The sequence below is a fragment of the Acidiferrobacter thiooxydans genome, from assembly GCF_003333315.1.
Taxonomy (GTDB): Bacteria; Pseudomonadota; Gammaproteobacteria; order Acidiferrobacterales; family Acidiferrobacteraceae; genus Acidiferrobacter; species Acidiferrobacter thiooxydans.
Genome location: NZ_PSYR01000002.1, coordinates 751,702 through 776,016, shown reverse-complemented (window position 1 = coordinate 776,016; position 24,315 = coordinate 751,702). Strand labels below are relative to the sequence as shown.

The window sequence follows — 24,315 nt, the reverse complement described above, 5'->3', positions numbered from 1 at the left end:
CAGTGTGCTCCGGTAGGGTCCGGTTTTTGGATCAAGCGGTGGAGGGAGGTTTAACTGCAGCGAAGCGCGCAAGAGGCGGGATGATCAGTAGCATCATAAATAGGCGAATCATGTGAACTCCCAGAACAAAAAGAACATTACCGTTGGCGGCCATGCTGATAGCGAGTGCCGCATAAAGGGCACCGGGAGCGGTAGCGAGGTAACCGTCGAGATCGCTGACGCCCACTACGTGGGCAAGCACGTATCCCAAAATTGCGCAAAGCAGATTGATGACGATTATGAGACCTAAGGCGATCGGGATTAGTCTCACCTGCGAGCGCAAACGCGCAATGGACAGCTGTAGGCCCGCCTGCCAGCCAATCAAAACATAAGCTATTTCTATGATCGGTCTAGGAAGACTGCGCAATATGGACACGTGGCCGATGGTTAGCAGTAGGGAGACGATCAAAGGCCCTAGTAAGTACGGTGCGGCAATATGAAGGAGACGGGCAAGCCAAGCCCCACTAAGTCCGCAAAAACCGACGAATAGAAGCGCCTCTCCCCATGCCGACCAACCCAAAGGCTGGGTCGTGGCAATTGTTGGCAGGCTTACTGAGTCGTGAAACACAAACATGACGATTACAGGGATGGTAGCCATGACAAAAGCGACGCGCAGGTATTGTACTATAGCTACCAGCGGGAGGTCGGCGTGAAGCTCTTGGGCAATGGCAGTTATTCCAGTGGCGCCGCCCGAAGTCATGGACAAAAGCCCCGTGGTGCGACTGATATTTGCGAGACGACTAAACAGTAGCCCAGACAACAGGCTTATGGCGAATGTGCTAAACGCTACAAGTAACACGACTAGGAAGTGTCCGTCAATCGCTGAGAAGGCCTTGTAGCTAAAGAGCATACCGATAGCTACACCAAGAATAATCTGCGCAATTCGCGATAAGCGAGGCGAATAGATGAGGCGCCCATCGATATTGACGAAGATTCCAGCGACCATACCGGCAAATAGCGGCGCTGCAGGAATATGCAGTGCCGCAAAAACCCTGCTCATCAAGATGCTGCCAAGAACAAGCACGGCCCATTGGCGCGCGTTGCCGGACATCATTGCCGTTGTACTGCGCATCCTTCCAGGCTCCCGAAGCCGCTATGCCGGATAAAGGCCCATGGTGGCTGTGTCATCGACCACCAACGGCTATTGTGAATGAATACCAGACCGCTCTGTGTCGGACACGCCAGCTGCAAAGTGTCTGATTTATGATCCATGGCCGAGCTAGGCACAAATCCCCTGATCGCCATCCAGATAGCGCTTTTCTGGGAGCTGTGTGCGGAACCTGGTAAGTAGTTACGATCCACGCTCTGTGGCAGTTCTCTATCCCGTACCTCACGGATGCCCTAACAGTCATTTATCGCGGACATTTGCGTGCCCATGTGAAATACAGAAGCGTATCCAAGATACGCCAATAGGCCACCCTGGTTCTATGGTAGTCGAGATATATTTACAATGACAGAACGTGAGCTTGCTGTGCCGAGCAGAACAGTGCGCGGCATTTTTTGTGAAAAGCGCTACCCCTTTCGTTCTGCCTTATGCGTTACCCCCTTCATACACGCGCACGACGACGGATGATGTCCCTGGGCTTTAGTGATCGGCTTGATAAACCATTGGCACATTTCCTGTCAAGGCGCAACTGGGCACCTTGACCGTTTGTTTGATTCGGGTTAGGGTTTCCACCAATGGGCTCACGTAATGAACGGTCAGCAAGGAGACGTCCGTGAAGGTCGGTTTTATCGGATTAGGGCAGATGGGTTCGGGCATGGCCGGCCGCCTGCTGACAGCGGAGCATGCGCTGACTGTCTTTAATCGATCTCCAGAAAAAATGCAGCCGCTCGTCTCCTGCGGCGCGCGCGCCGCTAAATCAATGAGGGATTTCACCGACGCCGAAGTAGTTGTCAGTATGTTGGCGGATGATTCCTCAGTTGAGCATGTTACATTCTCCGATGATGGTCTACTAAAGAATTTACCGGCCGGGGCTATCCATGTTTCCTGTAGCACTATTAGCGTCGCACTCTCCGCGCGACTCGCAACTGCGCATGCGGGTGCCGGGCAACACTATGTATCGTGTCCTGTATTCGGGCGTCCTGATGCCGCGGCAGCGGGTAAGTTATTTCTTGTGGCGGCCGGTCTACCTAATGTCATAGATCGTCTGCGACCGATTTTTGATGCTGTAGGTCAACGCACGTTTGTCGTCGCAGAACAACAGGAAAAGGCCAATCTTGTCAAACTCAGTGGCAATTTCTTGATTGCCGCAGTCATTGAATCTCTTGGCGAGGCTATGGCCCTTGTTGAAAAGGGGGGAATTGATCGCCATTCCTATCTGGATATACTTACCTCAAGTCTTTTTAATATACCACTATACAAGAATTATGGTTCACTCATAGCAGACCGCAATTTCACGCCCCCTGGCTTTTCTTCCTCATTAGGACAAAAGGATATCCGCCTCACTCTAACAGCGGCAGAGGCCCTCTCTGTACCCCTCCCCTTTGCAAGTATTTTGCGTGACCGCTTTATCGCCTTGGCGGCGCAAGGGGGCGAAACGCAGGATTGGTCGGCCATAGGTAGCCTCGCCGCCCAAGATGCAGGTTTGGCATAAGAAATAGCGGCGGGAAGGGAGGTCGAGCCCTCCAAATGCTCAATTGTGTTTTCTGACCCCTTGTGATCACCATGATCGTAACGGCAAAGGAGCGTTCAGGTTGACAAATGCCGAGGTTGGCGACAACCTGCTAATGTGTGATGCCCAAAAACGCCGCTAGGCAAGGACTCACCTCCATTATCAGCTGCTCACTAACGGAAGCAACTACAGACCGCAACCTATTGCGCTTTACCGCCAGGAGCTTTGATCCTTCCCCGGTCTCCCGGACACCCGGTTAAGAGAATAAACTCTTGACCTCAGGTGAGATGATGAAAACCAAGAAGCCAACCGAGAAGACGACTCGGAAGCGTTACAGCGACGAGTTCAAAGACCAAGCCTTGAAGCGCGCCGAGCGGGATGGAGTGGCCCTTGTGGCCCAGGATCTCGGGATCGCCTTGACCCAAATCTATGCCTGGCGGCGCAAGCGCCAGATGGAGGGCACTGTCACCGAGGCACAGCGGTTGAAGGAGGCCTGGGTCGTCCGCCTAGCGCGCGGGATAGGGCGCGCCTTAAAGAGGAGAACGCGTTTTTAAAAAAAGCCTCAGCGTACGGTAAGCGAATCAGTCGAAGTGAAGTACGCCCTGATCCGATGCCACGAAGGGGAGCATGCGATCGCCCTTATGTGTGGCCTGAGGTCCGTTTCTCGCAGCGGTTACTACGAGTGGCGGGACCGTCCCACCCGACCGCGCACGAAGGCCGATGAGAGTCTTGTTGAGGCCATACGGCGCATCACCAACGACCACAAGGGGGGCGCCGGTTCGCCGCGCATCACCTGGGCGCTACGTCACGAGGGGTAGCGGGTCGGAAAGAACCGTGTGGCGCGCCTGATGCGCCAAAACGCGCTGCGGGCCAAGGCCGCCCGCACGTTTGCGGCTGCGACCCACTCCGATCACAATCTGCCGGTGGCGCCCAATCTCCTCAATCAGGACTTCAGCGCGCAACGTCCGAACCAGAAGTGGGTTTCGGATATCACCTATATCGCCACCGACGAGGGATGGCTCTATCTGGCCGTGGTGCTCGATCTCTATGCCCGCACAGTCGTGGGCTTAGTCCTGTCCGAACGGATGACGGCCAAACTCACCTGCGATGCCCTGCGTATGGCGCTCTGGCGGCGCAAGCGGCCCCGCGGGGTTATCCTCCACTCCGACCGTGGCAGCCAATACTGCGCGCATGACTATCGGCGTCTTCTGAAGGCCTATGGCCTCATTGCCAGCATGAGCAAGAAAGGCGACTGCTATGACAATGCGGCCATGGAGAGCTGGAACCACAGCCTGAAGGTCGAGGCCATCCATGGAGAACGCTTTGCGACACGTCAGGAGGCGCAGAAACAGGTTTTCGAATACATCGAAATATACTATAATCGAAAGCGCCTACACTCCGGTCTCGGGTACCTCTCTCCCGAGACCTTCGAGCAGCGGCATGTGGCTTAACTGAGTGTCCGTGATTCTGGGGAAAGATCATTGGTCGATACGGTACCTAGACCATTCGGAGCAATCCTTCTGAATGGATAACCGCGATTGCACAGCAAAACGGCATAGATGCGGAGGATCGTATCGCCAAAGGGACCTCGCTAATAAAGGCATTGATTGATAAAGGGATGTAACCAACTAACAATGTTCTCCGAAGACGATCTTCGCCTTAATTGGTTTCTGCATATGCGGACCAAGGCCGATTATTTGAGCATTGAGCTCATGCAAGCGGGGATGGCCTACGCGATTTGGGCGCGTAACGCCTATGTCGGCATTTGGCTCCCGGAGGCTCAAGGCTTCTTGATCTCGCGTTACAAGATGGACCCAACGCCGTTTCTGTTCGTTGAGTACCACTGGGACACTGGTGAACCATGTGGCACCGCCAAGCCATTGCGCGCACTTGAAATTTGCCCGTTACCGCTGCCGCCGGAGGCTGCATACTATGACGAAGGACAGAATGCGGCCGTGTGCGCTTGGCTCGACGCACTAGAAAAATGTCATCCGCCACTTCCGGGCTGGGATTCTGTCGGCCAACGTCGTCAGGGTGCGGCAAGGTGGGCGCAACGGCAAGAGGAAAAACGGATGAAACGGAGGCGGGTCACACGTCGGTCATCAGAGCGGAAGTAATCTCAAAATCGGACGAGGCCTATAATCACTTCATGGCCATCCAATCGACCACATTCGGATGCATTGAACTCTCCGGCAAGGAAGCCAAGTGGCTTCCACGTCACATGATTGAAGACAAGCTTAACTTGGCCGCGAAGGCTTCGCTTGCTCACGGTCAGGCGGTACTGGCTCGTATTGCCTCAGTTTATTCACGCCCTTAATCGCCAGTAACTCGGTCGTCTCTTCAAGTGCATAACGGCGTTAATTGGAATCTTCTGATCCTGAGTCACGTCCCCGGTCTTCCGGGTTGGCAAACGATGGCCGGATCGACCGCGCATTAGTTAACAGGGTTAATCTAGAGTTGCTCGCTGCCCCAAACAGATTTCCCTTGGCATTCAAGCCTTTTCGCAGAAATCCGGTGGCCGCGTTCTGACTACACCGCCAACTGGTCGATCAGATCCAGCGCGCGCCGCTGGAGTGGGTTCGATTGGGTCGTGACCGTGAAGGTCGGCGCATCGGCTTCAGCAGAGGTGCAGCACGTATTGCGCACGATGGTGGCAAGCTCTGTGAGGAGTGTCTGGAAGCTGTGGATGGGTGTACCGTCCGCGTGGTGTCGACGGGCGATCTTGGCTTTCGCGCCTGCCGAGCGCTCGGCCGGGGCCACCGGGTCACGGGTGGTCTTGGCGGCTTGATCCTCGTCGGTAAAGAGTAGTTCCCGCCAGGCCTCCTTCAGGTGCCACTCGACGGTGTGGGCGAGCATGCAGAGGAAGATGTGGGCCCGGACCGGCCATGCGGCCGGCAATGCCCGATCGCTCAAGCGATGGTGGATGGGCCGGACCTTGAGATCCACAGTCTTCAGGGACCGAAACGCCCGCTCGACCTGCGAGAGCGATTGGTAGTGACGCACGCAGCTCGCACTATCCAGACGCTCGGCCTTAACCGAGGTGCGGATGATATAGATCCCATCGAGGGCGGCTTCCGCGGCGATGGCGTCCTCCTTACGCGTGAAGGTGAGGGTCGTGTCGGTGAGGGTGAGGGTGAAGTGCTTGGCCACCTTGTAGCGGTTGATCAGACGACCGACCGCCACGCCGATCTTGTCCTGCCCCGTAAGCCGTCCGGCCCCCACGCGGGTCTGGATCGTGCGCAATGCCTCTTCGGTGGCCTGTAAGAGGTCCTCCCGCTTGTGGGCGCGGAGCTTGGCGAGCTCCGGATTGCGACAGGCCACAAGCCGCTCTCCGGGATAGTCGGGATGCTGGAACTCGGCTAGGTTGCGTTCATCGACCAGCCATGCGGCCGGCAATGACAAATCGGGCTGGATGGTCTGGTCCTCGACCAGGGCACGGATCGAGGCGCTTTTTAAGGCCGTGATCCAGTCGATGCCGCCGTGGTCGCGAAGCGTTGCGATGGCCGTACTGCTGATCATGCCACGGTCACCGACCATCACGAACTGCGCAATACCGAATTCGTCTTTAATGCGGGCGATCTCGGGCATCAAGGTGGTGGGGTCGGCGGTATTGCCCTCATGCACCGTGACCGCCACCGGACAGCCCCGGTCGTCGTGGTCCCCTCCCTCGCCCCGGAATCCCGATTGCGAGGATGCCGCGAACCGGCGGGAGGTCAATGCGCGGTGCTTTAAGGATGACCCAAGGAGCGGCAGCGAACGCGGATCTGCCGTGACCTCAAGGGGGCGATTGTTGGGTGGGTCCGTTATTAGGTGGGTCCGTTACCATGAGCAAAGGTGGGTTCGTTCGCGTGAGCGTCAAGGCGTGCCTCCCGCGCGTCTTGCTTTTTATGGGGATAATCTCCGTGACGTTTCGATCTAAGGCCTCTGCCGAGGTCATTAACTCCGCTTCGGCGCGGGACATGAAAACGCCACGGCCCATCTCGCCCTCGACCTGGCGGCCCGAGGCCTCGGCCTTGGTTTTGGTGGTAAAGGTCCTGGTATGGATGGGGTGGCCACGCCGCCGAACACGCGCGCCATTGCAGATCACCGCGCTTTTGGGTGATCGCCATTTTGCCCCCGAATTTTGGGCATGGACCAAACGGCAGTGGACCAAATTTGGACCAAAAATCAAACGGGAGGGTGTTTAGTGAGGGGAACGCTGTGTAAGTCGTTGATTTATTGGCTCCCCGGGAAGGACTTGAACCTCCGACCCGGTGATTAACAGTCACCTGCTCTACCGACTGAGCTACCGGGGAACGCAAGGCCCGCTATGCTACGAAGCCCAGGTCCCGGCGTCAAGGACCCGGACCATATTTCCGGCATTCTCAATGCGGCACCGAACAGGGATATCCGAGAGCGTGCCCGTCTGCGGGGAGATATCCAACACGTGGCGCAGGCGCTCATGTACGAGAATTCCTACACTGCCGCCGGGTGTTCCGGGCTTTATGGCCTCACATCGACAATGGCCGGCTGTATTTATGGTCGCTCCCCGAGCGCCCAGGCCCTTTGTAGTGGTTCCAGGAACCCACGAAGGCGCGCGACCGCCTCCTTTAGGGTCTGATCGCTCGTCGCATAGGAGAAACGCATATGGCCCGGGGACCCGAATGCCGAGCCCGGGACCGCGGCGATGCCGGTCTTTTCGAGGAGCGCCTCGGCGAAAGCCTGATCATCTGGGAGGCCCAGGGCTTTCAAGGCCCCACTGATCTCCGGAAAAAGATAGAAGGTGCCGTCGGCGCGCCGGCACTGAAGGCCCGGCAATGCCGTAAGTTGCGCATGCAGCCAGTCATGGCGGGTCTTGAACGCCTCGCGCATGGGGGTCACAAGGGCGGTCCCACTGCGTAATGCCGCCTCGGCCGCGGCCTGCGAGATGGATGTCGGGTTCGAGGTGCTCTGCGACTGGACCTTGGCCATGGCCTTGATGAGGTCGACCGGGCCGCCGGCATAGCCGATGCGCCAGCCGGTCATCGCATAGGCCTTGGAGACCCCGTTTAGGACAATGGTGCGGTCCAGGAGGTCGGGACACACGTTAGCGATATTGGCAAATGGCTCGGGCCCCCAGGCGATATGCTCGTACATGTCGTCACTTGCGATCAGCACATGCGGGTAGCGGCGCAGTACCTCGCCCAGGGCGGCGAGCTCCGCGTGCGTATAGACAGCGCCTGTCGGGTTCGAGGGACTATTCAACACGAAGAGCTTGGTCTTATAGGCGAGCGCGGCATCCAGGGCCTCAGGGGTGATCTTGAAGCCCTGCTGGAGCGTGGTCGGGATGATGACAGGCGTGGCATCGGCCATTAGCACGATGTCGGCGTACGAGACCCAGTAGGGCGCGGGGATGACAACCTCGTCCCCGGTTTCGAGTAGCGCCTGGGCGAGATTGTAGAAACTTTGCTTGCCGCCCACCGACACCAGGATCTGAGACGTGGTAAAATGCAGGCTATTTTCGCGGGCGAACTTCTCGACCACCGCTGCCTTTAGCTCTGGCGTACCGTCGACCGCGGTGTATTTGGTGAAACCGGCGCGGATGGCGCGGATCGCCGCCTCCTTTATGAGGTCCGGGGTATCGAAATCCGGTTCGCCGGCACCGAGATCCAGGATATCCCGCCCCTCGGCCTTAAGGGCCTTGGCGCGAGCGGTGACGGCAAGCGTCGGCGAGGGCTTGATTCGGCCTACGCGGGCCGATAGTGTCAGTTTGGGCAAGCGGGAACCTTTTCGGGCGTCTACTCGCGCGTATATTACCCTGGATATCGATGCAACCAAAGCGGCACGCAGAGCGTTTCGAGATTGCCAGCCACTATGCCCCGGCCGGGGATCAGCCGGGGGCCATCAAGGCGCTGGTCGAGGGGTTGCGGGCGGGACTGGCCTTCCAGACCCTGCTTGGGGTTACGGGCTCCGGGAAGACCTTTACCGTCGCCAATGTCATCGCCGAGCTCCAGCGCCCGGCCCTGATCCTGGCACCCAACAAGACGCTCGCAGCCCAGCTGTACTCGGAGATGCGCGACTTTTTCCCCGACAACGCCGTCGAGTATTTCGTGTCGTACTATGACTACTATCAGCCCGAGGCCTACGTCCCGGCTTCCGACACCTTTATCGAAAAGGACGCCGCGATCAACGAACACATCGAGCAGATGCGGTTGTCGGCCACCAAGGCGCTCCTGGAGCGGCCGGATGCGATTATCGTCGGTACGGTGTCGGCGATCTATGGCTTAGGGGATCCCGGCGCCTATCACGCCATGATCCTGCACCTGAAGAAGGGCGCGATCTTTGATCAGCGCGCGATCCTAAAGCGCCTGTCGGAGATGCAGTATACGCGCAACGACATGGAGCTGAAACGCGGCACCTTCCGGGTCCATGGCGACGTCATCGACATCTTCCCCGCCGAGTCCGAGAAGCTTGCGATCCGTGTCGGTCTGTTCGATGAGACGATCGAAGACCTCATGGAGTTCGATCCGCTCACCGGCGACATCGTCAACCGGCTGGGGCGCGCGACCGTCTACCCCAAATCTCATTATGTCACCCCCCGGGATACGGTCTCGGGGGCCGTCGAGCTGATCCGCGAGGAGCTACGCGGGCGACTCGAGGAGTTGAATGCCGCCAACAAGCTCGTCGAGGCCCAGCGGTTGGCCGAGCGCACGCGTTTCGATCTCGAGATGATGAAGGAGCTCGGTTATTGCTCGGGGATCGAGAACTACTCCCGCTACCTGTCCGGGCGCAAGGCCGGGCAACCGCCCCCGACGCTCATCGACTATCTCCCCAAGAACGCGTTGCTCATCGTAGACGAGAGTCATGTGACTATGCCCCAGCTCGGTGGCATGTACCGTGGCGACCGCTCGCGCAAGGAGACGCTCGTCGAGTATGGCTTTCGCCTGCCGTCGGCGCTCGACAACAGGCCGCTGAAGCTCGAGGAGTTCGAGGCCTTGATGCCGCAGACGATCTTCGTCTCGGCCACCCCGGGGCCTTACGAGGCGGCGCGCTCGTCGACCGTGGTCGAGCAGGTGGTGCGCCCGACCGGGCTCGTCGATCCTGAGGTCGAGGTGCGCCCGGTCGGTCGCCAGGTCGACGACCTGCTGGCCGAGGTGCGGCTGCGCGCCGCACGGCATGAGCGGGTGCTCGTGACCACCCTGACAAAGCGCATGGCCGAGGATCTCACCGAATACTTCCACGAACACGGCGTGCGCGTGCGCTACCTGCATTCGGATATCGACACCGTCGAGCGCGTCGAGATCATCCGCGACCTGCGCGCCGGGGCCTTCGATGTCCTGGTCGGCATCAATCTGCTGCGCGAGGGGCTCGATATCCCGGAGGTGTCGCTGGTGGCGATACTGGATGCCGACAAGGAGGGGTTCCTGCGCTCCACGCGATCCTTGATTCAGACCATAGGACGGGCGGCGCGTAATCTGCACGGACGTGCCATCCTTTATGCCGACACCATCACCGAGTCCATGCGCGCGGCGATTGACGAGACGGATCGCCGGCGTGTGAAGCAGTTGCGGTTCAATCAGGATCACGGTATCACCCCTCAAGGGGTGGTGAAGGCGGTGAAGGAGTTGATCGACGGGGTGCCGGGGCGCTTAGCGCCCGGGGCGGCGCGTGGCCATACTGAGCCGACCGAGGCCCTGTCACCCGAGGCCTTGGGCAAGCTTTTGAAAAAGCTCGAAAAGGATATGTATCGCCATGCCCAAAGCCTGGAGTTCGAGCAGGCCGGGAAGTTGCGCGACCGCATCCAGGCCCTGCGCCGCAGCGCCCTGAAACCGGGCTCCGCGGATCGCTTGATCGACGCGTGAGGGGCGGCGCGCAACGGTTGTTCGCGCCCGCTTGACTATGGTAAGGTTCGCAACCCGAAGGCGCGTAGCTCAGTGGTAGAGCACTACCTTGACATGGTAGTGGTCGGTGGTTCGATCCCACTCGCGCCTACCAACTTCCCTATTGACACGTCGGCGTCAGGCCGGCAGACGAGAAGCCGCTAACGCCCATGCCTGTCATTACCCTCCCCGACGGAAGCGTGCGGACTTACGATGCGCCGGTGACTGTGGGCCAGGTGGCCTTGGACATCGGCAGCGGGCTTGCGCGTGCCGCCGTTGCCGGACGGGTCGACGATCGGCTCGTCGATACCTCGTTTCTCATCCGCGACGACGCGCGGCTTGCGATCGTGACCGACAAGGACCCGGAAGGGCTCGAGGTCCTGCGGCATTCGACTGCGCACCTGCTGGCGCATGCCGTGAAGAGCCTGTATCCCGAGGCCCAGGTCACCATCGGACCTGTGATCGGCGAAGGGTTTTATTATGATTTTGCCTACCCGCCGGGCTTTGGTCCGGAGGACTTGGCGCGCATCGAGGACAAGATGCGCGTCCTGGCACGTGCGGACATCCCGGTAGCGCGCGAGGTCGTGGACCGCGATCAGGCGATCGCGTTCTTCGAGGGGTTGGGCGAGGCCTATAAGGCCGAGATCATCCGCGACATCCCCGCCGGCGAATCGATCTCGCTCTACCGGCAGGGCGATTTTGTCGATCTGTGCCGCGGGCCGCACGTGCCGGCAACGGGCAAGCTCAAGCATTTCAAGCTCATGCGTCTGGCCGGCGCCTACTGGCGCGGGGATGCGCGCAATCCCATGTTGCAACGGGTATATGGCACGGCGTTCGCGACCCGCGAGGCCCTGGACGAGCATCTCCGGCGCCTGGAAGAGGCCGAGCGGCGCGACCATCGCCGCATCGGTCGTGCCCTGGATCTTTTTCACATCCAGGAAGAGGCCCCGGGGATGATCTTCTGGCACGACCGGGGGCTGCGTGTTTATCAGGCCATCGAGCAGTATATCAGAGGCCTTTTGCGTACCCACGGCTATCAGGAGGTGCGCACCCCGCTCATCATGGACAAGAGTCTTTGGGAGCGCTCTGGCCACTGGGATAAATTCGCCGACGGCATGTTCACGACCTCGTCCGAGAGGCGCGAGTATGCGGTCAAGCCCATGAATTGCCCGGGACACGTCCAGATTTTCAATCAGGGCCTAAAGAGCTATCGCGACCTGCCGTTGCGGCTCGCTGAGTTCGGCTCCTGTCATCGCAATGAGCCCTCGGGGACCTTGCATGGGCTCCTGCGGCTACGTAACTTCGTGCAGGACGATGCCCATATCTTTTGCGCCGAGGCCGATATCCAGCCGGAGGTGAGCGCGTTCATCGACCTTCTCTACCGGGTATATGCCGACTTCGGTTTTCGCGAGGTACTGGTGAAGCTCTCGACCCGACCCGAGCAGCGGGTCGGCGCCGATGAATTATGGGACAAGGCCGAGGCGGCGTTGGAACAGGCCTTGAGGGCCAAGGGTCTGGCCTTCGAACTGCAGCCCGGCGAGGGAGCCTTCTATGGCCCCAAGATCGAGTTTGCCCTCAAAGACAGTCTGGCGCGGGTATGGCAATGCGGGACCATCCAGGTCGATTTCGCCATGCCGCGACGTCTGGGGGCGAGTTTCGTGACCGCCGAAGGCCAAAAGGCGGTTCCGGTCATGTTGCACCGCGCCATCCTGGGTTCGCTCGAGCGGTTCATCGGGATCCTGATCGAGGAGCATGCCGGGGCGCTACCCTTGTGGCTTTCCCCGGTGCAGGCGGTGGTGTTACCCATCGCCGATCGTCATGCGGCGGTGGCACAGCAGTTGGTGGATGCGTTGCGCGTGGCCGGCTGGCGTGCCGAGTCGGACTTGAGAAACGAAAAGATAGGCTTTAAAATCCGCGAGCATACCCTGCAAAAGGTCCCGTATTTGCTCGTCGTGGGCGACCGCGAGGCCGAGCAGGGGACGGTTTCGGTGAGAACCCGTGAAGGCGCGGACCTTGGCGGGATGACAGTGGGGACCCTGACCGCGCATGTCGGCGCGGGCTTGGTTGGTCCGGGACGTGTGGAGGAGTAAATTATCGCTTCGGAACGTGAGACGCGGCTCAATGGGCAGATTACGGCCCCGCGTATAAGGTTGATTGGCGCTGATGGATCGCAGGTCGGCATCGTCACGAACGCAGATGCCCAGAGGGCTGCCGAGCAGGCGGGGCTGGATCTCGTGGAGATATCGCCGAATGTGTCGCCTCCGGTCTGCCGGATCATGGATTACGGCAAGTTCCAATATGAGGAAAGCAAGCGTCGCCACGTCGCCAAGAAGAAGCAAAAGCAGATTCAGATCAAGGAAGTGAAGTTCCGCCCGGGGACCGACGTGGGGGACTACGAGGTCAAGGTTCGCAACCTGATCCGCTTCCTTGAAAATGGCGATAAGGCCAAGATCACGCTCCGATTTCGGGGACGCGAGATGGCCCATCAAGACCTCGGCATGGAGCTTTTGAAGCGCGTCGAGGGGGATTTGTCGCAGTATGGGACCGTCGAGCAGCGTCCGCGGCTCGAGGGTCGACAGATGGTGATGGTCGTCAATCCGAAGAAGTAGGCGGGGGCGATCAGGGCCGGTAGGCGGTAGCAGACCGACTCAAGCCAGGAAGAAGGCCGGAAGGCTGCTTGAGCGGGACCATGACAAGAGCGCACAGCGCAGAGGACGATATGCCGAAGTTGAAAACGAACCGTGGGGCCGCGAAGCGCTTCAAGAAGGGCGCGGGGGGCTTCAAGTGCCGCCATTCCCATCTGCGCCACATCTTGACCACGAAGACCACGAAGCGTAAGCGCCATTTGCGGGCCGATCGTCTGGTTCATCCATCGGATGTGGCGGGGGTCACCCGCATGCTTCCCTACGCTTAAGGAGGGCTACTCATGCCACGCGTCAAACGCGGAGTTACGGCCCGGGCCCGCCACAAGAAGGTCACGGCGCTCGCCAAGGGGTATCGGGGTGCACGTAAGAACGTCTTTCGCGTCGCCAAGCAGGCGGTGGCCAAGGCCGGTCAATATGCCTATCGCGACCGGCGGGATCGCAAGCGTCAGTTCCGGGCGCTGTGGATCGTGCGCATCAATGCCGCCGCCCGGGAGTGCGGTTTGAGCTATAGCCGGCTCATGGATGGCCTGCGCAAGGCCTCGATCGTCATCGATCGCAAGGTGCTGGCCGACATCGCGGTCGCCGACAAGGCGGCGTTCGCAGCGCTCGCCGAGAAGGCCAAAGCGACACTATCCGTCGCTTAAGGGGACCATCTTCGGGACATGGGCGAGCCGTTCGCAGAGAGGCTTGAGCGGCTCGCGCGTGAGGCCGACGGCGAACTCGCCGCCACCTCCGATCTCGCGGAGCTGGAGGCGTGGCGGGTGCGATTCCTCGGCAAGAGTGGCCGGCTCACCGAGGAATTGAAGCGCATAGGGACCCTGAGCGTCGAGGAGCGCCCGCACGCCGGGCAGCTCGTCAATCAGATCAAGGGACGCTTGGAGGGGGCGCAAGGCCAGAGGCGGGAGGCGCTGGCGGCGCGCGCGCAGGAGGCGCGGCTAGCCGCCGAGGCGGTCGATGTCACCCTTCCTGGACGCGGCCGATGGTTGGGGGGTCTACACCCGCTCACGCAGGCCCTCCGGCGCATCGAGGACATCTTCGCGATCCTGGGCTTCGATTGGGCCTGGGGACCCGAGATCGAAGACGAGTTCCATAATTTTGAGGCCCTCAATATCCCCGCCCATCACCCGGCGCGGGCCATGCACGACACCTTCTATCTCGCCTCCGGAGGGCTGTTGCGTACGCACACCTCCACGGTACAGATCCGGTTCATGGAGCACCACGAGCCGCCGTTTCGGATCATCGCCCCGGGGCGCGTATACCGTGCCGATGCCCTGGACCCCACCCATAGCCCGGTATTTCACCAAGTCGAGGGCCTGGTGGTGGCCGAGGGCATCCACATGGGACACTTGAAGGCGACTCTGAAGGAGTTTCTCGAGCGGTTTTTCGAGCGCGCGCTTAGCATGCGCCTGCGGCCTTCCTATTTCCCGTTCACCGAGCCGTCGGCGGAGGTGGATATCGGCTGCCTTTTGTGCGGCGGCACGGGATGTCGGGTGTGCAAGGGGACCGGGTTTATCGAGGTCCTGGGCTGTGGGCTCGTGCACCCTGCGGTGCTGGCGCGCATCGGCATCGATGCCGAACGCTATACCGGCTTTGCCTTCGGCATGGGGGTCGAGCGGCTACTGATGTTGAAAGACGGGGTGCCGGACGTCCGGCTCTTTTACGAGAATGACCTGCGTTTCCTAAGGAGCCTGCGGTAGGCCGTGCGTATCGCGAAACAGTGGCTGCTGGATTGGCTCGATACGCGCCTGCCCTTCGAGGACCTGGGGGCGGCATTGACGCGTGGCGGTTTCGAGGTCGAGGGCGCCGGCACCACCGGACCGGCCTTGCCGGGGGTGGTGGTGGGGCGCATCGCGGCGATCACCGCCCATCCACACGCCGAGCGCCTGCGCATCTGTACGGTCGATTGCGGCGAGGATGGCGTGCGCACGGTCGTGTGCGGCGCGGCCAACGCGCGCTTGGGGTTGAAGGCGCCGCTGGCGCTGCCGGGGGCCGTGCTCGGGAAGCGCGTCATAACCGAGGCCGAGCTGCGCGGCGTGCGTTCGCACGGCATGTTGTGCTCGGGGGCGGAACTCGGGCTTGCCGCTACCGAGGGCCTCTGGGAGCTACCGGAGGACGCCCCGCCCGGGATGGCGCTCGCCGACTATTTCCGGTTCGCCGATCCCTATCTGGACGTGGCCGTGACCCCCAATCGTGGCGATTGCCTGAGCGTAAAGGGTGTAGCGCGCGAGCTCGCGGCGCTCACCGGCGGGCGCTTTCGCGCGCCGCGACCGCGTGCCTTGAAGGTAAGCGGCGTCACACCGCACGTGTCGGTTGAGGACAAGTCCCGCTGTCCCCGCTATTGCGCGCGCCTCATAAGCGGCATGGCGCCCGACAAAGGCAGTCCCGGATGGCTCGTCGAGCGCCTGCGAGTATGCGGGGCGAGTGCGCGCCATCCGGCGGTGGACGTCACCAACTATATCCTTTTCGACCTCGGTCAACCCCTGCATGCCTTCGATGCCGCGCTCGTGCGCGGCGCGGTGGTGGTACGCGGCGCGCACCCGGGCGAGGAGATCACGCTGCTCGATGGCGCGACGCGCCGGCTCAATGCCGATGATCTCATCATCGCCGATGACGAGGGTCCGCTGGCGGTGGCCGGCGTCATGGGCGGCCGGCGCGCGGCGGTCGGGCCGGCGACCCGGTCGGTACTGCTGGAGGCCGCGTATTTTCGCCCCGACACACTGTCGCGGACCGCGCGGCGCCTGGGTCTCGCCACGGAGTCGGCGCTGCGCTTCGAGCGCGGCGTGGACCCCGAGTTGTGCGAGCTTGCCCTGGAGCGCGCCACGGCTTTGATCCTGAAGATTGCAGGCGGTGTCGCAAGCCCGGCGGCCGAGCACAGCGTCCCGGAATTATGGCCGCGCCCGGAGCCGATACGCCTGCGTCTGGAACGTATCCGCCGGCTGCTTGGGGTAGGCGTGCCGCGCGCCCACGTGACGCGTCTCTTGAAGGGGCTTGGCATGACGGTCACGGCCTCGCACGGCGACCTGCTCGTGACCGCGCCCCGTTTCCGCTTCGATATCCGCGCCGAGGTCGATCTCATAGAGGAGGTGGCGCGACTCCTCGGATACGACGAGATCCCGGCGGTCGCGCTTTCGCAGGCCCCGCTATCGGCGCGGCCGCGGGCCTTGGGGCTACGCCGCGCTGCTGATCTGCTCGTAGACCGCGACTACCACGAGGCCATGACCTTTAGTCTCGTAGACCCCGAGGAGCAGACGCGTCTCGGGATCCCCGCACAGGCCCTGCTGCGCAACCCCTTGGCGGCTCCTTGGTCGGCGCTGCGCGCAAGCCTGATCCCGGGACTTTTGGCCGCGGCCCTCCATAACCGCAGGCGCCAGCAGGGGCGCGTGCGCCTGTTCGAGGTGGGGACGTGCTTTCGGGCGGCGGACTCCGGGACGGCGGTGGATGAGGAGCTGCGCCTGGCCGGTGTGGCCCTGGGGCCGGCGTGGCCGGAACAGTGGGGGGCGCCGGGGCGTCTTGTGGACTTCTTTGATGTCAAGGGTGATGTCGAGGTGCTGTGCGCGCTGGCCGGTGCGACGCTGGCGGTGGAGGCCGGCGACATCCCGCCGTTTCTCCAGAAGGGGCTGGCCGCCACCCTGCGTGTGGGCGGCGAGACGATCGGATTCCTGGGGGGGCTTAGTCCCGCCCATCGCGAGCGGCTCGGTTTCGAGGAGCCGGTGTTCGTGTTCGAGATCCATGCCGCGCCCCTTGGGCAGCCACTTGGGGGGCGCGCGCAGGAGCCCCCACGTTTCCCGTCGGTGCGCCGCGATCTCGCCGTGGTCGTGCGCGCAGACCTACCCGCCGGTGCCGTCCTGGAGACCGTTCGCGTAAACGCCGGGCCGCTTTTGCAAGGCCTGGTTCTGTTTGATGTGTATCAGGGCGAAGGCCTTGATTTAGGAAAGAAAAGCCTGGCGCTGGGCTTGACCTTGCAGGACTTCTCGCGCACTCTTACAGATGAGGTGGTCGACGGCCTTGTGGCGCAGGTCCTGGCGGCCTTGAAGGCGGCCCATGGGGCCGAACTCCGACAATAACAAAAAACCAGTCACGTCAAGGGAAGGAACCATGGCACTGACGAAGGCGGACCTCGCTGAGGCGTTGTTCCGAGAGCTTGGGCTGAATAAGCGCGAGGCGAAGGACTTTGTCGAGCTCTTTTTCGAGAAGATCTGCGAGACCCTAGGCCAGGGCGAGACGGTCAAGTTGTCGGGCTTTGGTAATTTCGATATCCGTCGCAAGGGTCGGCGACCGGGACGCAACCCCAAGACCGGCGAGGAGATCCCGATCGCCGAGCGGCGCGTCGTGACGTTTCGCGCCAGCCATAAGCTGAAGGAGCGGGTCGACGGCCATGCTCGATCCGGGGGATAACAGCGAACTCCCGGCGATTCCGGGGAAGCGGTATTTCACCATCAGCGAAGTGAGCGAACTCTGTCGCGTGAAGCCACACGTGCTGCGCTATTGGGAGCAGGAGTTCCCAAAGCTCAGGTCGGTCAAGCGGCGCGGCAACCGTCGCTATTATCAGCACCATGATGTCCTGCTGATCCGCGAGATCCGTCATCTCCTCTACATCGAGGGCTTTACCATCAGCGGCGCGCGCAACCGCCTGATGCATGACAGCGAACCGCCCGCCGAGATCCGCGCCCAGGCCCTGGCGTTGGTGGCGGAAGGGCTCGAAGAGGTGCGCCGACTTTTGACATCCGACGCCAGTGCTCCCTAGAATGTCCCCGGAGGCGACGCATGTCCCGATATCGCGAGATCGTTACGCCGGCCGTCGTGGCCGCCCATATCGATGACCCATCATGGATCATTCTTGACTGCCGATTCACGCTGAGCGCCCCGGAGGATGGGGCCGAGGCCTATGCCGAAGGGCATCTGCCGGGGGCGCGTTACGCCGATCTGGAGCGTGACCTGTCGGGGCCTCGGGACGGCCGTTCGGGCCGCCATCCCTTGCCGGAACCGGCGGCGTTTGCCGAGACCCTGCGGACCTGGGGGGTGGGTCCCGGGACGCAGGTGGTGGCCTACGACGAGGGGAGCTCTGTCTACGCAAGCCGCCTGTGGTGGCTTTTGCGTGGCTGGTGGGGGCATGAGGCCGCGGCGGTCCTTGATGGCGGACTGACTGCGTGGGTGGCCGAGGGGCGGCCACTTACGACGGAGGTACCCAAGGTCTCGCTGGGGGCGCCTTATCCTCGGCCGTCGCGGGCCGAGGGGGCGTGGCTCGATACCGGCGCCGTGGAGGCGATCGTGTCCGGTACCGACCGGCGTCTCCTGGTCGACGCACGCGGTGCGTCCCGCTTCCGGGGCACGACCGAGTCGCTCGATCCGGTGGCCGGGCATATCCCCGGGGCGCGCAATCGCCCGTTCGAGAACAACTTGCGTCCTGACCGTACCTTTCGGTCACCGGCGGAATTGCGTTCGGAGTTCCTGGCCTTACTCGGCGAGCGTCCGCCCGGCGATATCGTGCATTACTGTGGCTCCGGGGTGTCGGCCTGTCACAACATCCTGGCCATGGCCGTAGCGGGCTTCGGGGTCACGACCCTGTATCCGGGGTCGTGGAGCGCCTGGGTGAGCGATGCGCGCCGTCCGGTGGCAACCGGGGACTGACCCAGTGCGCGACAAGCCCCGCCGTGCAGGGCGGGGAAGGATAGCGCGGACGCCGAAGGCGTCCTTTCGGTGATCTATACTATCCGCATGCAGCGCCTCCAAGCCTTCAAGTATGAACTGATACCGACTGGCGATGAGCAGCGTCAGATGCGCCGCTTCGCCGGCTCGTGCCGTGTCGTGTTCAATGAGGCGCTGGCTTTACAGAAGAAACGCTACGAGCGTGGCGAGAAGAGGCTTGGCTACGCCGGACTGTGCAAGGAACTCACCGCATGGCGCAATGGCGCCCCGCTGCCATCCGGCCGCACGGCGGCCTGGCTTGCGGACGCGCCCGTTCACCCGCTGCAGCAGACGCTCAAGGACTTGGAGCGGGCCTACGCCAACTTCTTCGCCAAGCACGCCGACTTCCCGCGTTTCAAGAAGAAGGGCCAACGCGACCGCTTTCGCGATCCCGATCCGAAGCAGATCAAGCTCGATCAGGCCAACGATCGGGTGTTCCTGCCCAAACTCGGGTGGTTGCGTTATCGCAACAGCCGGGAGGTGCTGGGCACGGTGAAGAATGTCACCGTGTCCCTGAGCGGTGGCAAGTGGTTCATCAGCATCCAGACCGAGCGCCATGTGGCCGAACCCGTCCCCCCTGCCTCCAGCATGGTCGGCATCGACAGGGGGATCATGCGCTTCGCCACGCTCTCGGACGGCACGTTCGTGGCCCCGCTCAACGGTTTCAAGCGGCACCAGGACCGGTTTCGCAAGGCCCAGCAGTCCATGAGCCGCAAACAGAAGTTCGGCCACAACGGGAAGAAGGCGAGGGCCCGCGTCCAGCGCATCCATACCCGGATCGGTGCTACCCGCCGCGACTTCCTGCACAAGACCACGACTGCGACCGGCCATGCGGCCGGCCATGTCAGCCAAAACCACGCGATCGTATGTCTCGAGGACCTGCCGGTGCGGAATATGTCCCAATCGGCGGCCGGCACAACCGAGAAACCGGGAAGAACCGTCCGGGCCAAGTCCGGCCTGAACAAGTCCATCCTCGACCCGGGCGGGTTCGAGTTCCGCCGCCCACTGGACTACAAGCTGGCGTGGAACGGCGGCTGGCTCGTCGCCGTGCCGCCGCACTACACCAGCCGGACGTGCCCGTGCTGTGGCCACATCAGCGCCGACAATCGCAAGACGCAAGCCCGATTTGCCTGCGTGGAGTGCGGTTTCGCGGACAACGCCGATCTCGTCGGCGCGATCAACATCCTTTCCCGCGGGATGCACATGCTGCGGGACGAAGGGCAGGACACGGCGGACGCTTCCGCCGGGTGGGACACCACAGCCCGAATCGCCTGTGAAGTGAGCGGTGCAGTCATGCCGCCAGCAGCAGGAACCCGCCGAAGCGACTTAGGGGCAGCTCAATGCCGCGCCTTGGCGCCGTAGGAATCCCCGGCCTCATTGCAGGCCGTATGGCCTGTCAGGCCGGGGAGGATGTCAGTAAGAAGGCTCGGCTCGGTACGAACGGGGGTTCGGGCGCCGCATGCGCCTTACGGATCCCATCCAGCGAGGATGACAATGAAGCTCTACGATCTCGAACGGTCCGGGAATTGTTACAAGATCCGGTTGCTGTTGGCCTTTCTCGGGCAGGCCTATGAACGTGTGCCGGTGGCCCTCGACGAGGGCGCGCAACGTGCCGCCGAGTTTGTGCGTTTAAACCCCCGCGGTCAGATCCCGGTGCTGGTGACTGATGAGGGTACGGCGATCTGGGATTCCACCGCCATCCTCGTGTATCTCGCTCGGCGTTACGGCCAGGAGCAGTGGCTCCCGGGGGACCCGCTGTCCATGGCGCGTGTCATGCAGTGGCTGGCGCTCGAGCAAAACGAGGGACGCTACGGGACGGCGCGGGCGCGCGTCATCGCTTTGGGTCTCAAAGGGGCCCTTGGGCAGACCGGGACCCTGGAGGAATCGCGGCGTTTGGCCGAGATCGCCTTTGCGACCCTCGAAGGGCGTCTAACGGACCATGCATGGCTAGCGGCCGATCACCCGACGATCGCCGATATCGCCTGCTATCCCTACACCGCGCTCTATCCGGAAAGCGGCCTTGCGCTCGATGGTTATCCTGCGATCCACGCCTGGTTTGCGCGTCTTGAGGCATGGCCTGGTTACATTCCCGTCCCCCGGCGGCCGGTGGGTGCCGGCTGAGGACAGGCTACCCTTCAGGAGGGGCCGGGGCGGTCCGTGGGCGGAGGTTCGCGGGGCGGTCTCGGGGGGTTGGTAGCAGGCCTGCGGCGATGAGCTGTTCCTCCGAGATCGACCAGGCCGTGAGTAGCGCTACGGTGGCGTTCAGGATCTGGGCGTCGACATAGGCGCGGTGCGCGCGGTAATGGGCCACGTCGCGGCGCAATGCCCGTATCCGGGTGATGAGTGGCGGCAGGGCCAGGATGAGCCGCCCCGAGAGCAGGAGATAGCCGAGCCCCTCGGTCACAAGTCGCGCAGGCATGCCCAAGGGTGCTGTCAGGCGCCATAGCGCAAAGGCCCCGAGAAAGACGAGCCCCAGCTCGCCTGCGGCCATCACGCCTTCACGCAGCCAGAAGCGATGACACCATTCGCGGGTACCCGGAAAATGGGCGGCGACGGTGGCACGGCAGCGGTGGAACTGGTAGCGGATGTAGCGGGTACCGGCATCGGGGCGGTGGCGCATGTTATGGCCTCCGCCCCGTGCCGCATACGTCAATCCCCGAGTACGGGTCTGCGCTCGCCGTCTCCCTGGAGCGCATAGGCCTCCTCGCCATGGGCCGCGTCGTCGCCGATCAGCAGGTCCTCGTCACTCATGCGCAGCGGTATGAAAAGACTAATGACCTTCAGGATGATGACGGTGCCTACCACGTTCCAGGCGATGATGAAGCCCGCCCCGATGAGCTGCAGGACCACCTGGTGGAAGTCGCCATAGGCCCATCCCGTATAGCTTACGCCCGGCGCCGCCTTGCCGGTACCGACCCATTCGAGCATGCGCGGATCGGCGAGTATTCCGGTCAGTATGCCGCCCAGGAGGCCGGCCACCGCGTGCGTGTGGAACACGCCGAGGGTGTCATCGACCTTACGCATGAAGGCCTTTTTGCCGAGCCAGTTCATGCTCAGCCACGGGATGATGCCGGCGCAGACGCCGATAATGATCGCCCCCCAGCCGTTCACGTAGCCAGCGGCCGGGGTAATCGCCACGAGCCCCGAGATCATGCCGTTGACCGCACCCAGGACCGAGGGCTTCTTGAAGAACGTGGTATCGAAGATCGTCCAGGTGAGCAGCGCCACGGCGGTCGCGATATTGGTGTTCAGGATCGCGGCGGCGGCATCGGCGTTGGCGAAGTAGGGGTCGCCGCCGTTGAAGCCATCCCAACCGAGCCACAGAATACCGGCACCCGCCAAGGTCACGAGCACACTATTGGGCAGGAACGACTCCCGGTCGCGCTGTAGGCGCGGGCCGATCATGGCGGCGGCCGTGAATCCCGAGACGCCTGCGGCGAGATGGATGACGTAGCCGCCGGAGAAGTCGGCCACGCCCAGGCTACCGAGCCAGCCGCCACCCCACAGGCTGAAGGCGCCGACCGTATAGACGACCGTAAGCCATATCGGCACGAACACCATCCAGGCGCGGAAGTTCATGCGTCCGAGCAGTGATCCGGCGAGGATGATCAAGGTGATGGCGGCGAACACGAACTGAAAGAACACCATGGTCGCCATCGGAAAGGCGAGTCCCGGCATGCCGGATGCCGCCGCCGGTATCGTCGCCCGGCCCTCCTCTAGGACCGACGATATGATGGGCCCGGGATGGCCGAGGAAGGTCGTGAGTTCGGGGCCGAAGCTCATGTTATAGGCCCACAGCACCCAGGCGACGAGCACGGCCGCGAAGGCATAGAGCGCCATGAACGCGGAGTTCACCGCCCATTTCTTTTTGACGATGCCCCCGTAAAGTATGACAAGGCCCGGGACACTTTGAAGACCGACAATCGTGGCGGCGGTCAATTGCCACGCATTGTCGCCGGCATTCAGCCAGCTCGGTGCAGGTATCAGCATAATTCCCCCAATTTGTGAAATGCGACCGGACCAAGGCAAGATCCGTGCCCACGACCGAGCGCGCCCGCGCATTCCCGAAAGGGAGGGCTGCTGTTGAGTTTGCAGGGAAAAATCGCGAGGGCGCCCCCACCATCTGCCCCTATATGGGGCATTTGGCCCGTAGTGATGCCCTGTTGCGGGGCATGACCCGCATTGGGTCGCTGGTATCCTGGGAGGGCGCCGGCATGGGCATAGCGTGGTCGTTGCCTGTGCCCGTGCCGGCGGACGCCCAGGCACCGCGCAAGGGCGGTGCGGCAGGGCAACCTTTGCTTGTCGTAAGCAGGGTCTTCCCCTACGATGCCCGGGATGCGATTTAGGGAAGAGAGGGTGGCGTGAGGGTTCTGGTGACCGGGGGTACGGGTTATATCGGTTCACACACGGCCGTAAGCCTCATGGAGGCCGGTCATGACGTGGTTTTATGGGACAACCTGTCGAACAGCCGCGTGGCGGTAGTATCACGCATGGCGGCGATCGTCGGCACGCGCCCGGCGTTCGTGCTAGGCGATGTGCGCGACGCCGCGGCCCTCGACCGGCTTTTGGGCGAGCAGGCCTTCGACGCGGTCATCCATTTTGCCGGTCTCAAGGCGGTCGGGGAGTCGGTGCGTAAGCCGCTCCTCTATTATGAAAATAACGTCCAGGGGACGATCACGTTGTTGCGCGCCCTGGATCGGGCGGGGGTGCGGACCTTTGTGTTCTCGTCGTCGGCCACGGTCTATGGTGACCCGGCGCGGGTGCCCATACGCGAGGACTTCCCGCGCGCCGCGACCAATGCCTATGGGCGCTCGAAGATCATGATCGAGGACGTGCTCGCCGATCTCGCGGCCGCCGATCCCCGCTGGCGGATCGCGCGCCTGCGCTACTTCAATCCGGTGGGGGCCCATGAGAGCGGACTGCTGGGGGAGGATCCCCAGGATGTCCCCAACAACCTCATGCCCTATATCTGCCAGGTCGCGGTCGGGCGCCGGGAGGCGCTGCACATCTTCGGGGGCGACTACGAGACGCCGGATGGCACCGGGGTGCGCGACTACATCCACGTCGCGGACCTGGCCTCGGGGCATGTCGCGGCCCTGCGCTACCTGCACACCCACGCGGGCATGCTCACGGTGAATCTTGGCACCGGCCGCGGTTACTCAGTGCTGGAGATGGTGGAGGCCTTCCGCCGGGCCTGCGGGCGGCCCATACCCTATAAGCTGGTGGCGCGCCGGCCGGGGGATGTGGCCCAATGCTATGCCGATCCATCGGCCGCCGACGCGTTTCTCCAGTGGCGCGCCACCTACGACCTCGACGCCATGTGTCGGGACGCCTGGCGCTGGCAAAAGCGTAATCCCACAGGTTACGAAGAGTAACGCGAGCCGGGGTGCGCCGCAGCGCCGGGCGCCAGGACCCTTTTACGGCCAGGCGTTGGTATCGCGTGGTGGATGGCAGCCGATCGTGTCACAGGTAAGGGTCTTGCGCGATGCTCTC

Annotated in this window: 21 protein-coding genes, 2 tRNA genes and 2 pseudogenes; 19 read left to right on the top strand and 6 right to left on the bottom strand. The window is 62.5% G+C overall.

Annotation, left to right across the window (positions count from 1 at the left end):
- Positions 1-31: 31 nt before the first annotated feature.
- Entirely contained in the window at positions 32-1,111 is a 1,080-nt protein-coding gene (locus tag C4900_RS10770) for an AbrB family transcriptional regulator (RefSeq protein WP_083995664.1), read from the bottom strand.
- A 646-nt stretch (positions 1,112-1,757) separates the two neighbouring features.
- On the opposite strand from C4900_RS10770, the gene C4900_RS10765 reads away from it, so the two are divergent.
- The 5 genes and pseudogenes from C4900_RS10765 (at position 1,758) to C4900_RS15870 (ending at position 4,971) form a co-directional block, all read left to right on the top strand.
- Positions 1,758-2,636, top strand: a complete 879-nt coding sequence (locus tag C4900_RS10765) for an NAD(P)-dependent oxidoreductase (protein ID WP_083995665.1) — start codon at positions 1,758-1,760, stop codon at positions 2,634-2,636.
- Positions 2,637-2,926: 290 nt separating this feature from the next.
- Positions 2,927-3,208, top strand: coding sequence for a transposase (locus tag C4900_RS17550; protein WP_147267172.1), 282 nt, complete (start codon positions 2,927-2,929; stop codon positions 3,206-3,208).
- A gap of 36 nt (positions 3,209-3,244) precedes the next feature.
- A complete protein-coding gene (locus C4900_RS17545; RefSeq protein ID WP_114282991.1) occupies positions 3,245-3,472 on the top strand; it encodes a hypothetical protein in 228 nt (75 codons plus the stop codon).
- Positions 3,473-3,487: 15 nt separating this feature from the next.
- A pseudogene (locus C4900_RS17540) lies at positions 3,488-4,105 on the top strand (IS3 family transposase); the annotation flags it as partial.
- Positions 4,106-4,698: 593 nt separating this feature from the next.
- The gene (locus tag C4900_RS15870) at positions 4,699-4,971 is read left to right on the top strand and encodes a hypothetical protein (protein WP_141689163.1); all 273 of its coding nucleotides are present in this window, start codon (positions 4,699-4,701) and stop codon (positions 4,969-4,971) included.
- Between the two features lie 212 nt (positions 4,972-5,183).
- Here C4900_RS15870 and C4900_RS10740 read toward each other — a convergent pair.
- The 3 genes and pseudogenes from C4900_RS10740 to C4900_RS10725 form a co-directional block, all read right to left on the bottom strand.
- A pseudogene (locus tag C4900_RS10740) lies at positions 5,184-6,308 on the bottom strand (IS1634 family transposase); the annotation flags it as partial.
- Between the two features lie 565 nt (positions 6,309-6,873).
- A tRNA-Asn gene (locus C4900_RS10730) sits at positions 6,874-6,949 on the bottom strand.
- A 220-nt stretch (positions 6,950-7,169) separates the two neighbouring features.
- Positions 7,170-8,390, bottom strand: a complete 1,221-nt coding sequence (locus tag C4900_RS10725; protein ID WP_083995613.1) for a pyridoxal phosphate-dependent aminotransferase — start codon at positions 8,388-8,390, stop codon at positions 7,170-7,172.
- Positions 8,391-8,440: 50 nt separating this feature from the next.
- Between C4900_RS10725 and uvrB the strand changes: the two genes are divergently transcribed.
- The 13 genes from uvrB to C4900_RS10660 all read left to right on the top strand — a co-directional run bounded on the left by uvrB (position 8,441) and on the right by C4900_RS10660 (position 20,943).
- Positions 8,441-10,474 (top strand): excinuclease ABC subunit UvrB, encoded by a 2,034-nt coding sequence (gene uvrB, locus C4900_RS10720; RefSeq protein ID WP_065968878.1) that lies wholly within the window; start codon positions 8,441-8,443, stop codon positions 10,472-10,474.
- A gap of 58 nt (positions 10,475-10,532) precedes the next feature.
- Positions 10,533-10,607 (top strand) — tRNA-Val (locus C4900_RS10715).
- 55 nt (positions 10,608-10,662) lie between these two features.
- Positions 10,663-12,582, top strand: a complete 1,920-nt coding sequence (gene thrS / locus C4900_RS10710; RefSeq protein WP_065968879.1) for a threonine--tRNA ligase — start codon at positions 10,663-10,665, stop codon at positions 12,580-12,582.
- A gap of 3 nt (positions 12,583-12,585) precedes the next feature.
- Complete coding sequence (infC, locus tag C4900_RS10705) at positions 12,586-13,101, top strand: translation initiation factor IF-3 (protein WP_083995614.1); 516 nt, start codon at positions 12,586-12,588, stop codon at positions 13,099-13,101.
- Positions 13,102-13,211: 110 nt separating this feature from the next.
- Positions 13,212-13,406, top strand: coding sequence for a 50S ribosomal protein L35 (gene rpmI / locus C4900_RS10700; protein ID WP_065968881.1), 195 nt, complete (start codon positions 13,212-13,214; stop codon positions 13,404-13,406).
- Between the two features lie 12 nt (positions 13,407-13,418).
- Positions 13,419-13,781 carry a 50S ribosomal protein L20 gene (rplT, locus tag C4900_RS10695; RefSeq protein ID WP_065968882.1) on the top strand — a complete coding sequence of 121 codons (363 nt, stop codon included), beginning with the start codon at positions 13,419-13,421 and terminating at the stop codon, positions 13,779-13,781.
- Between the two features lie 18 nt (positions 13,782-13,799).
- Positions 13,800-14,834 (top strand): phenylalanine--tRNA ligase subunit alpha, encoded by a 1,035-nt coding sequence (gene pheS, locus C4900_RS10690; protein WP_065968883.1) that lies wholly within the window; start codon positions 13,800-13,802, stop codon positions 14,832-14,834.
- A 3-nt stretch (positions 14,835-14,837) separates the two neighbouring features.
- On the top strand, positions 14,838-17,201 hold the full coding sequence (gene pheT / locus C4900_RS10685) for a phenylalanine--tRNA ligase subunit beta (protein WP_065968884.1): 2,364 nt from the start codon (positions 14,838-14,840) through the stop codon (positions 17,199-17,201).
- Positions 17,202-17,232: 31 nt separating this feature from the next.
- Positions 17,233-17,532, top strand: coding sequence for an integration host factor subunit alpha (locus tag C4900_RS10680; RefSeq protein ID WP_065968885.1), 300 nt, complete (start codon positions 17,233-17,235; stop codon positions 17,530-17,532).
- Entirely contained in the window at positions 17,513-17,881 is a 369-nt protein-coding gene (locus tag C4900_RS10675; protein ID WP_065968886.1) for a MerR family transcriptional regulator, read from the top strand. Before C4900_RS10680 ends, C4900_RS10675 begins: the two co-directional genes overlap by 20 nt.
- A gap of 20 nt (positions 17,882-17,901) precedes the next feature.
- A complete protein-coding gene (locus C4900_RS10670) occupies positions 17,902-18,765 on the top strand; it encodes a sulfurtransferase (RefSeq protein WP_114283070.1) in 864 nt (287 codons plus the stop codon).
- An 87-nt stretch (positions 18,766-18,852) separates the two neighbouring features.
- Complete coding sequence (locus C4900_RS10665; protein WP_114283069.1) at positions 18,853-20,184, top strand: RNA-guided endonuclease InsQ/TnpB family protein; 1,332 nt, start codon at positions 18,853-18,855, stop codon at positions 20,182-20,184.
- Positions 20,185-20,316: 132 nt separating this feature from the next.
- On the top strand, positions 20,317-20,943 hold the full coding sequence (locus tag C4900_RS10660; protein WP_065971366.1) for a glutathione S-transferase family protein: 627 nt from the start codon (positions 20,317-20,319) through the stop codon (positions 20,941-20,943).
- 7 nt (positions 20,944-20,950) lie between these two features.
- Here C4900_RS10660 and C4900_RS10655 read toward each other — a convergent pair whose 3' ends face one another.
- The gene (locus C4900_RS10655) at positions 20,951-21,442 is read right to left on the bottom strand and encodes a hypothetical protein (RefSeq protein WP_114283068.1); all 492 of its coding nucleotides are present in this window, start codon (positions 21,440-21,442) and stop codon (positions 20,951-20,953) included.
- Between the two features lie 29 nt (positions 21,443-21,471).
- Positions 21,472-22,812, bottom strand: coding sequence for an ammonium transporter (locus C4900_RS10650; RefSeq protein WP_065971175.1), 1,341 nt, complete (start codon positions 22,810-22,812; stop codon positions 21,472-21,474).
- 371 nt (positions 22,813-23,183) lie between these two features.
- Between C4900_RS10650 and galE the strand changes: the two genes are divergently transcribed.
- The gene (gene galE, locus C4900_RS10640) at positions 23,184-24,197 is read left to right on the top strand and encodes a UDP-glucose 4-epimerase GalE (protein ID WP_114283067.1); all 1,014 of its coding nucleotides are present in this window, start codon (positions 23,184-23,186) and stop codon (positions 24,195-24,197) included.
- Positions 24,198-24,315: the final 118 nt, after the last annotated feature.

Coding starts and splice junctions, on each gene's coding strand:
- C4900_RS10770 (WP_083995664.1), bottom strand. CDS start 1,111: ATGCGCAGTACAACGGCAATGATGTCCGGCAACGCGCGCCAATGGGCC.
- uvrB (WP_065968878.1), top strand. CDS start 8,441: ATGCAACCAAAGCGGCACGCAGAGCGTTTCGAGATTGCCAGCCACTAT.
- thrS (WP_065968879.1), top strand. CDS start 10,663: ATGCCTGTCATTACCCTCCCCGACGGAAGCGTGCGGACTTACGATGCG.
- rpmI (WP_065968881.1), top strand. CDS start 13,212: ATGCCGAAGTTGAAAACGAACCGTGGGGCCGCGAAGCGCTTCAAGAAG.
- rplT (WP_065968882.1), top strand. CDS start 13,419: ATGCCACGCGTCAAACGCGGAGTTACGGCCCGGGCCCGCCACAAGAAG.
- pheS (WP_065968883.1), top strand. CDS start 13,800: ATGGGCGAGCCGTTCGCAGAGAGGCTTGAGCGGCTCGCGCGTGAGGCC.
- C4900_RS10680 (WP_065968885.1), top strand. CDS start 17,233: ATGGCACTGACGAAGGCGGACCTCGCTGAGGCGTTGTTCCGAGAGCTT.
- C4900_RS10675 (WP_065968886.1), top strand. CDS start 17,513: ATGCTCGATCCGGGGGATAACAGCGAACTCCCGGCGATTCCGGGGAAG.
- C4900_RS10670 (WP_114283070.1), top strand. CDS start 17,902: ATGTCCCGATATCGCGAGATCGTTACGCCGGCCGTCGTGGCCGCCCAT.
- C4900_RS10665 (WP_114283069.1), top strand. CDS start 18,853: ATGCAGCGCCTCCAAGCCTTCAAGTATGAACTGATACCGACTGGCGAT.
- C4900_RS10660 (WP_065971366.1), top strand. CDS start 20,317: ATGAAGCTCTACGATCTCGAACGGTCCGGGAATTGTTACAAGATCCGG.
- C4900_RS10655 (WP_114283068.1), bottom strand. CDS start 21,442: ATGCGCCACCGCCCCGATGCCGGTACCCGCTACATCCGCTACCAGTTC.
- C4900_RS10650 (WP_065971175.1), bottom strand. CDS start 22,812: ATGCTGATACCTGCACCGAGCTGGCTGAATGCCGGCGACAATGCGTGG.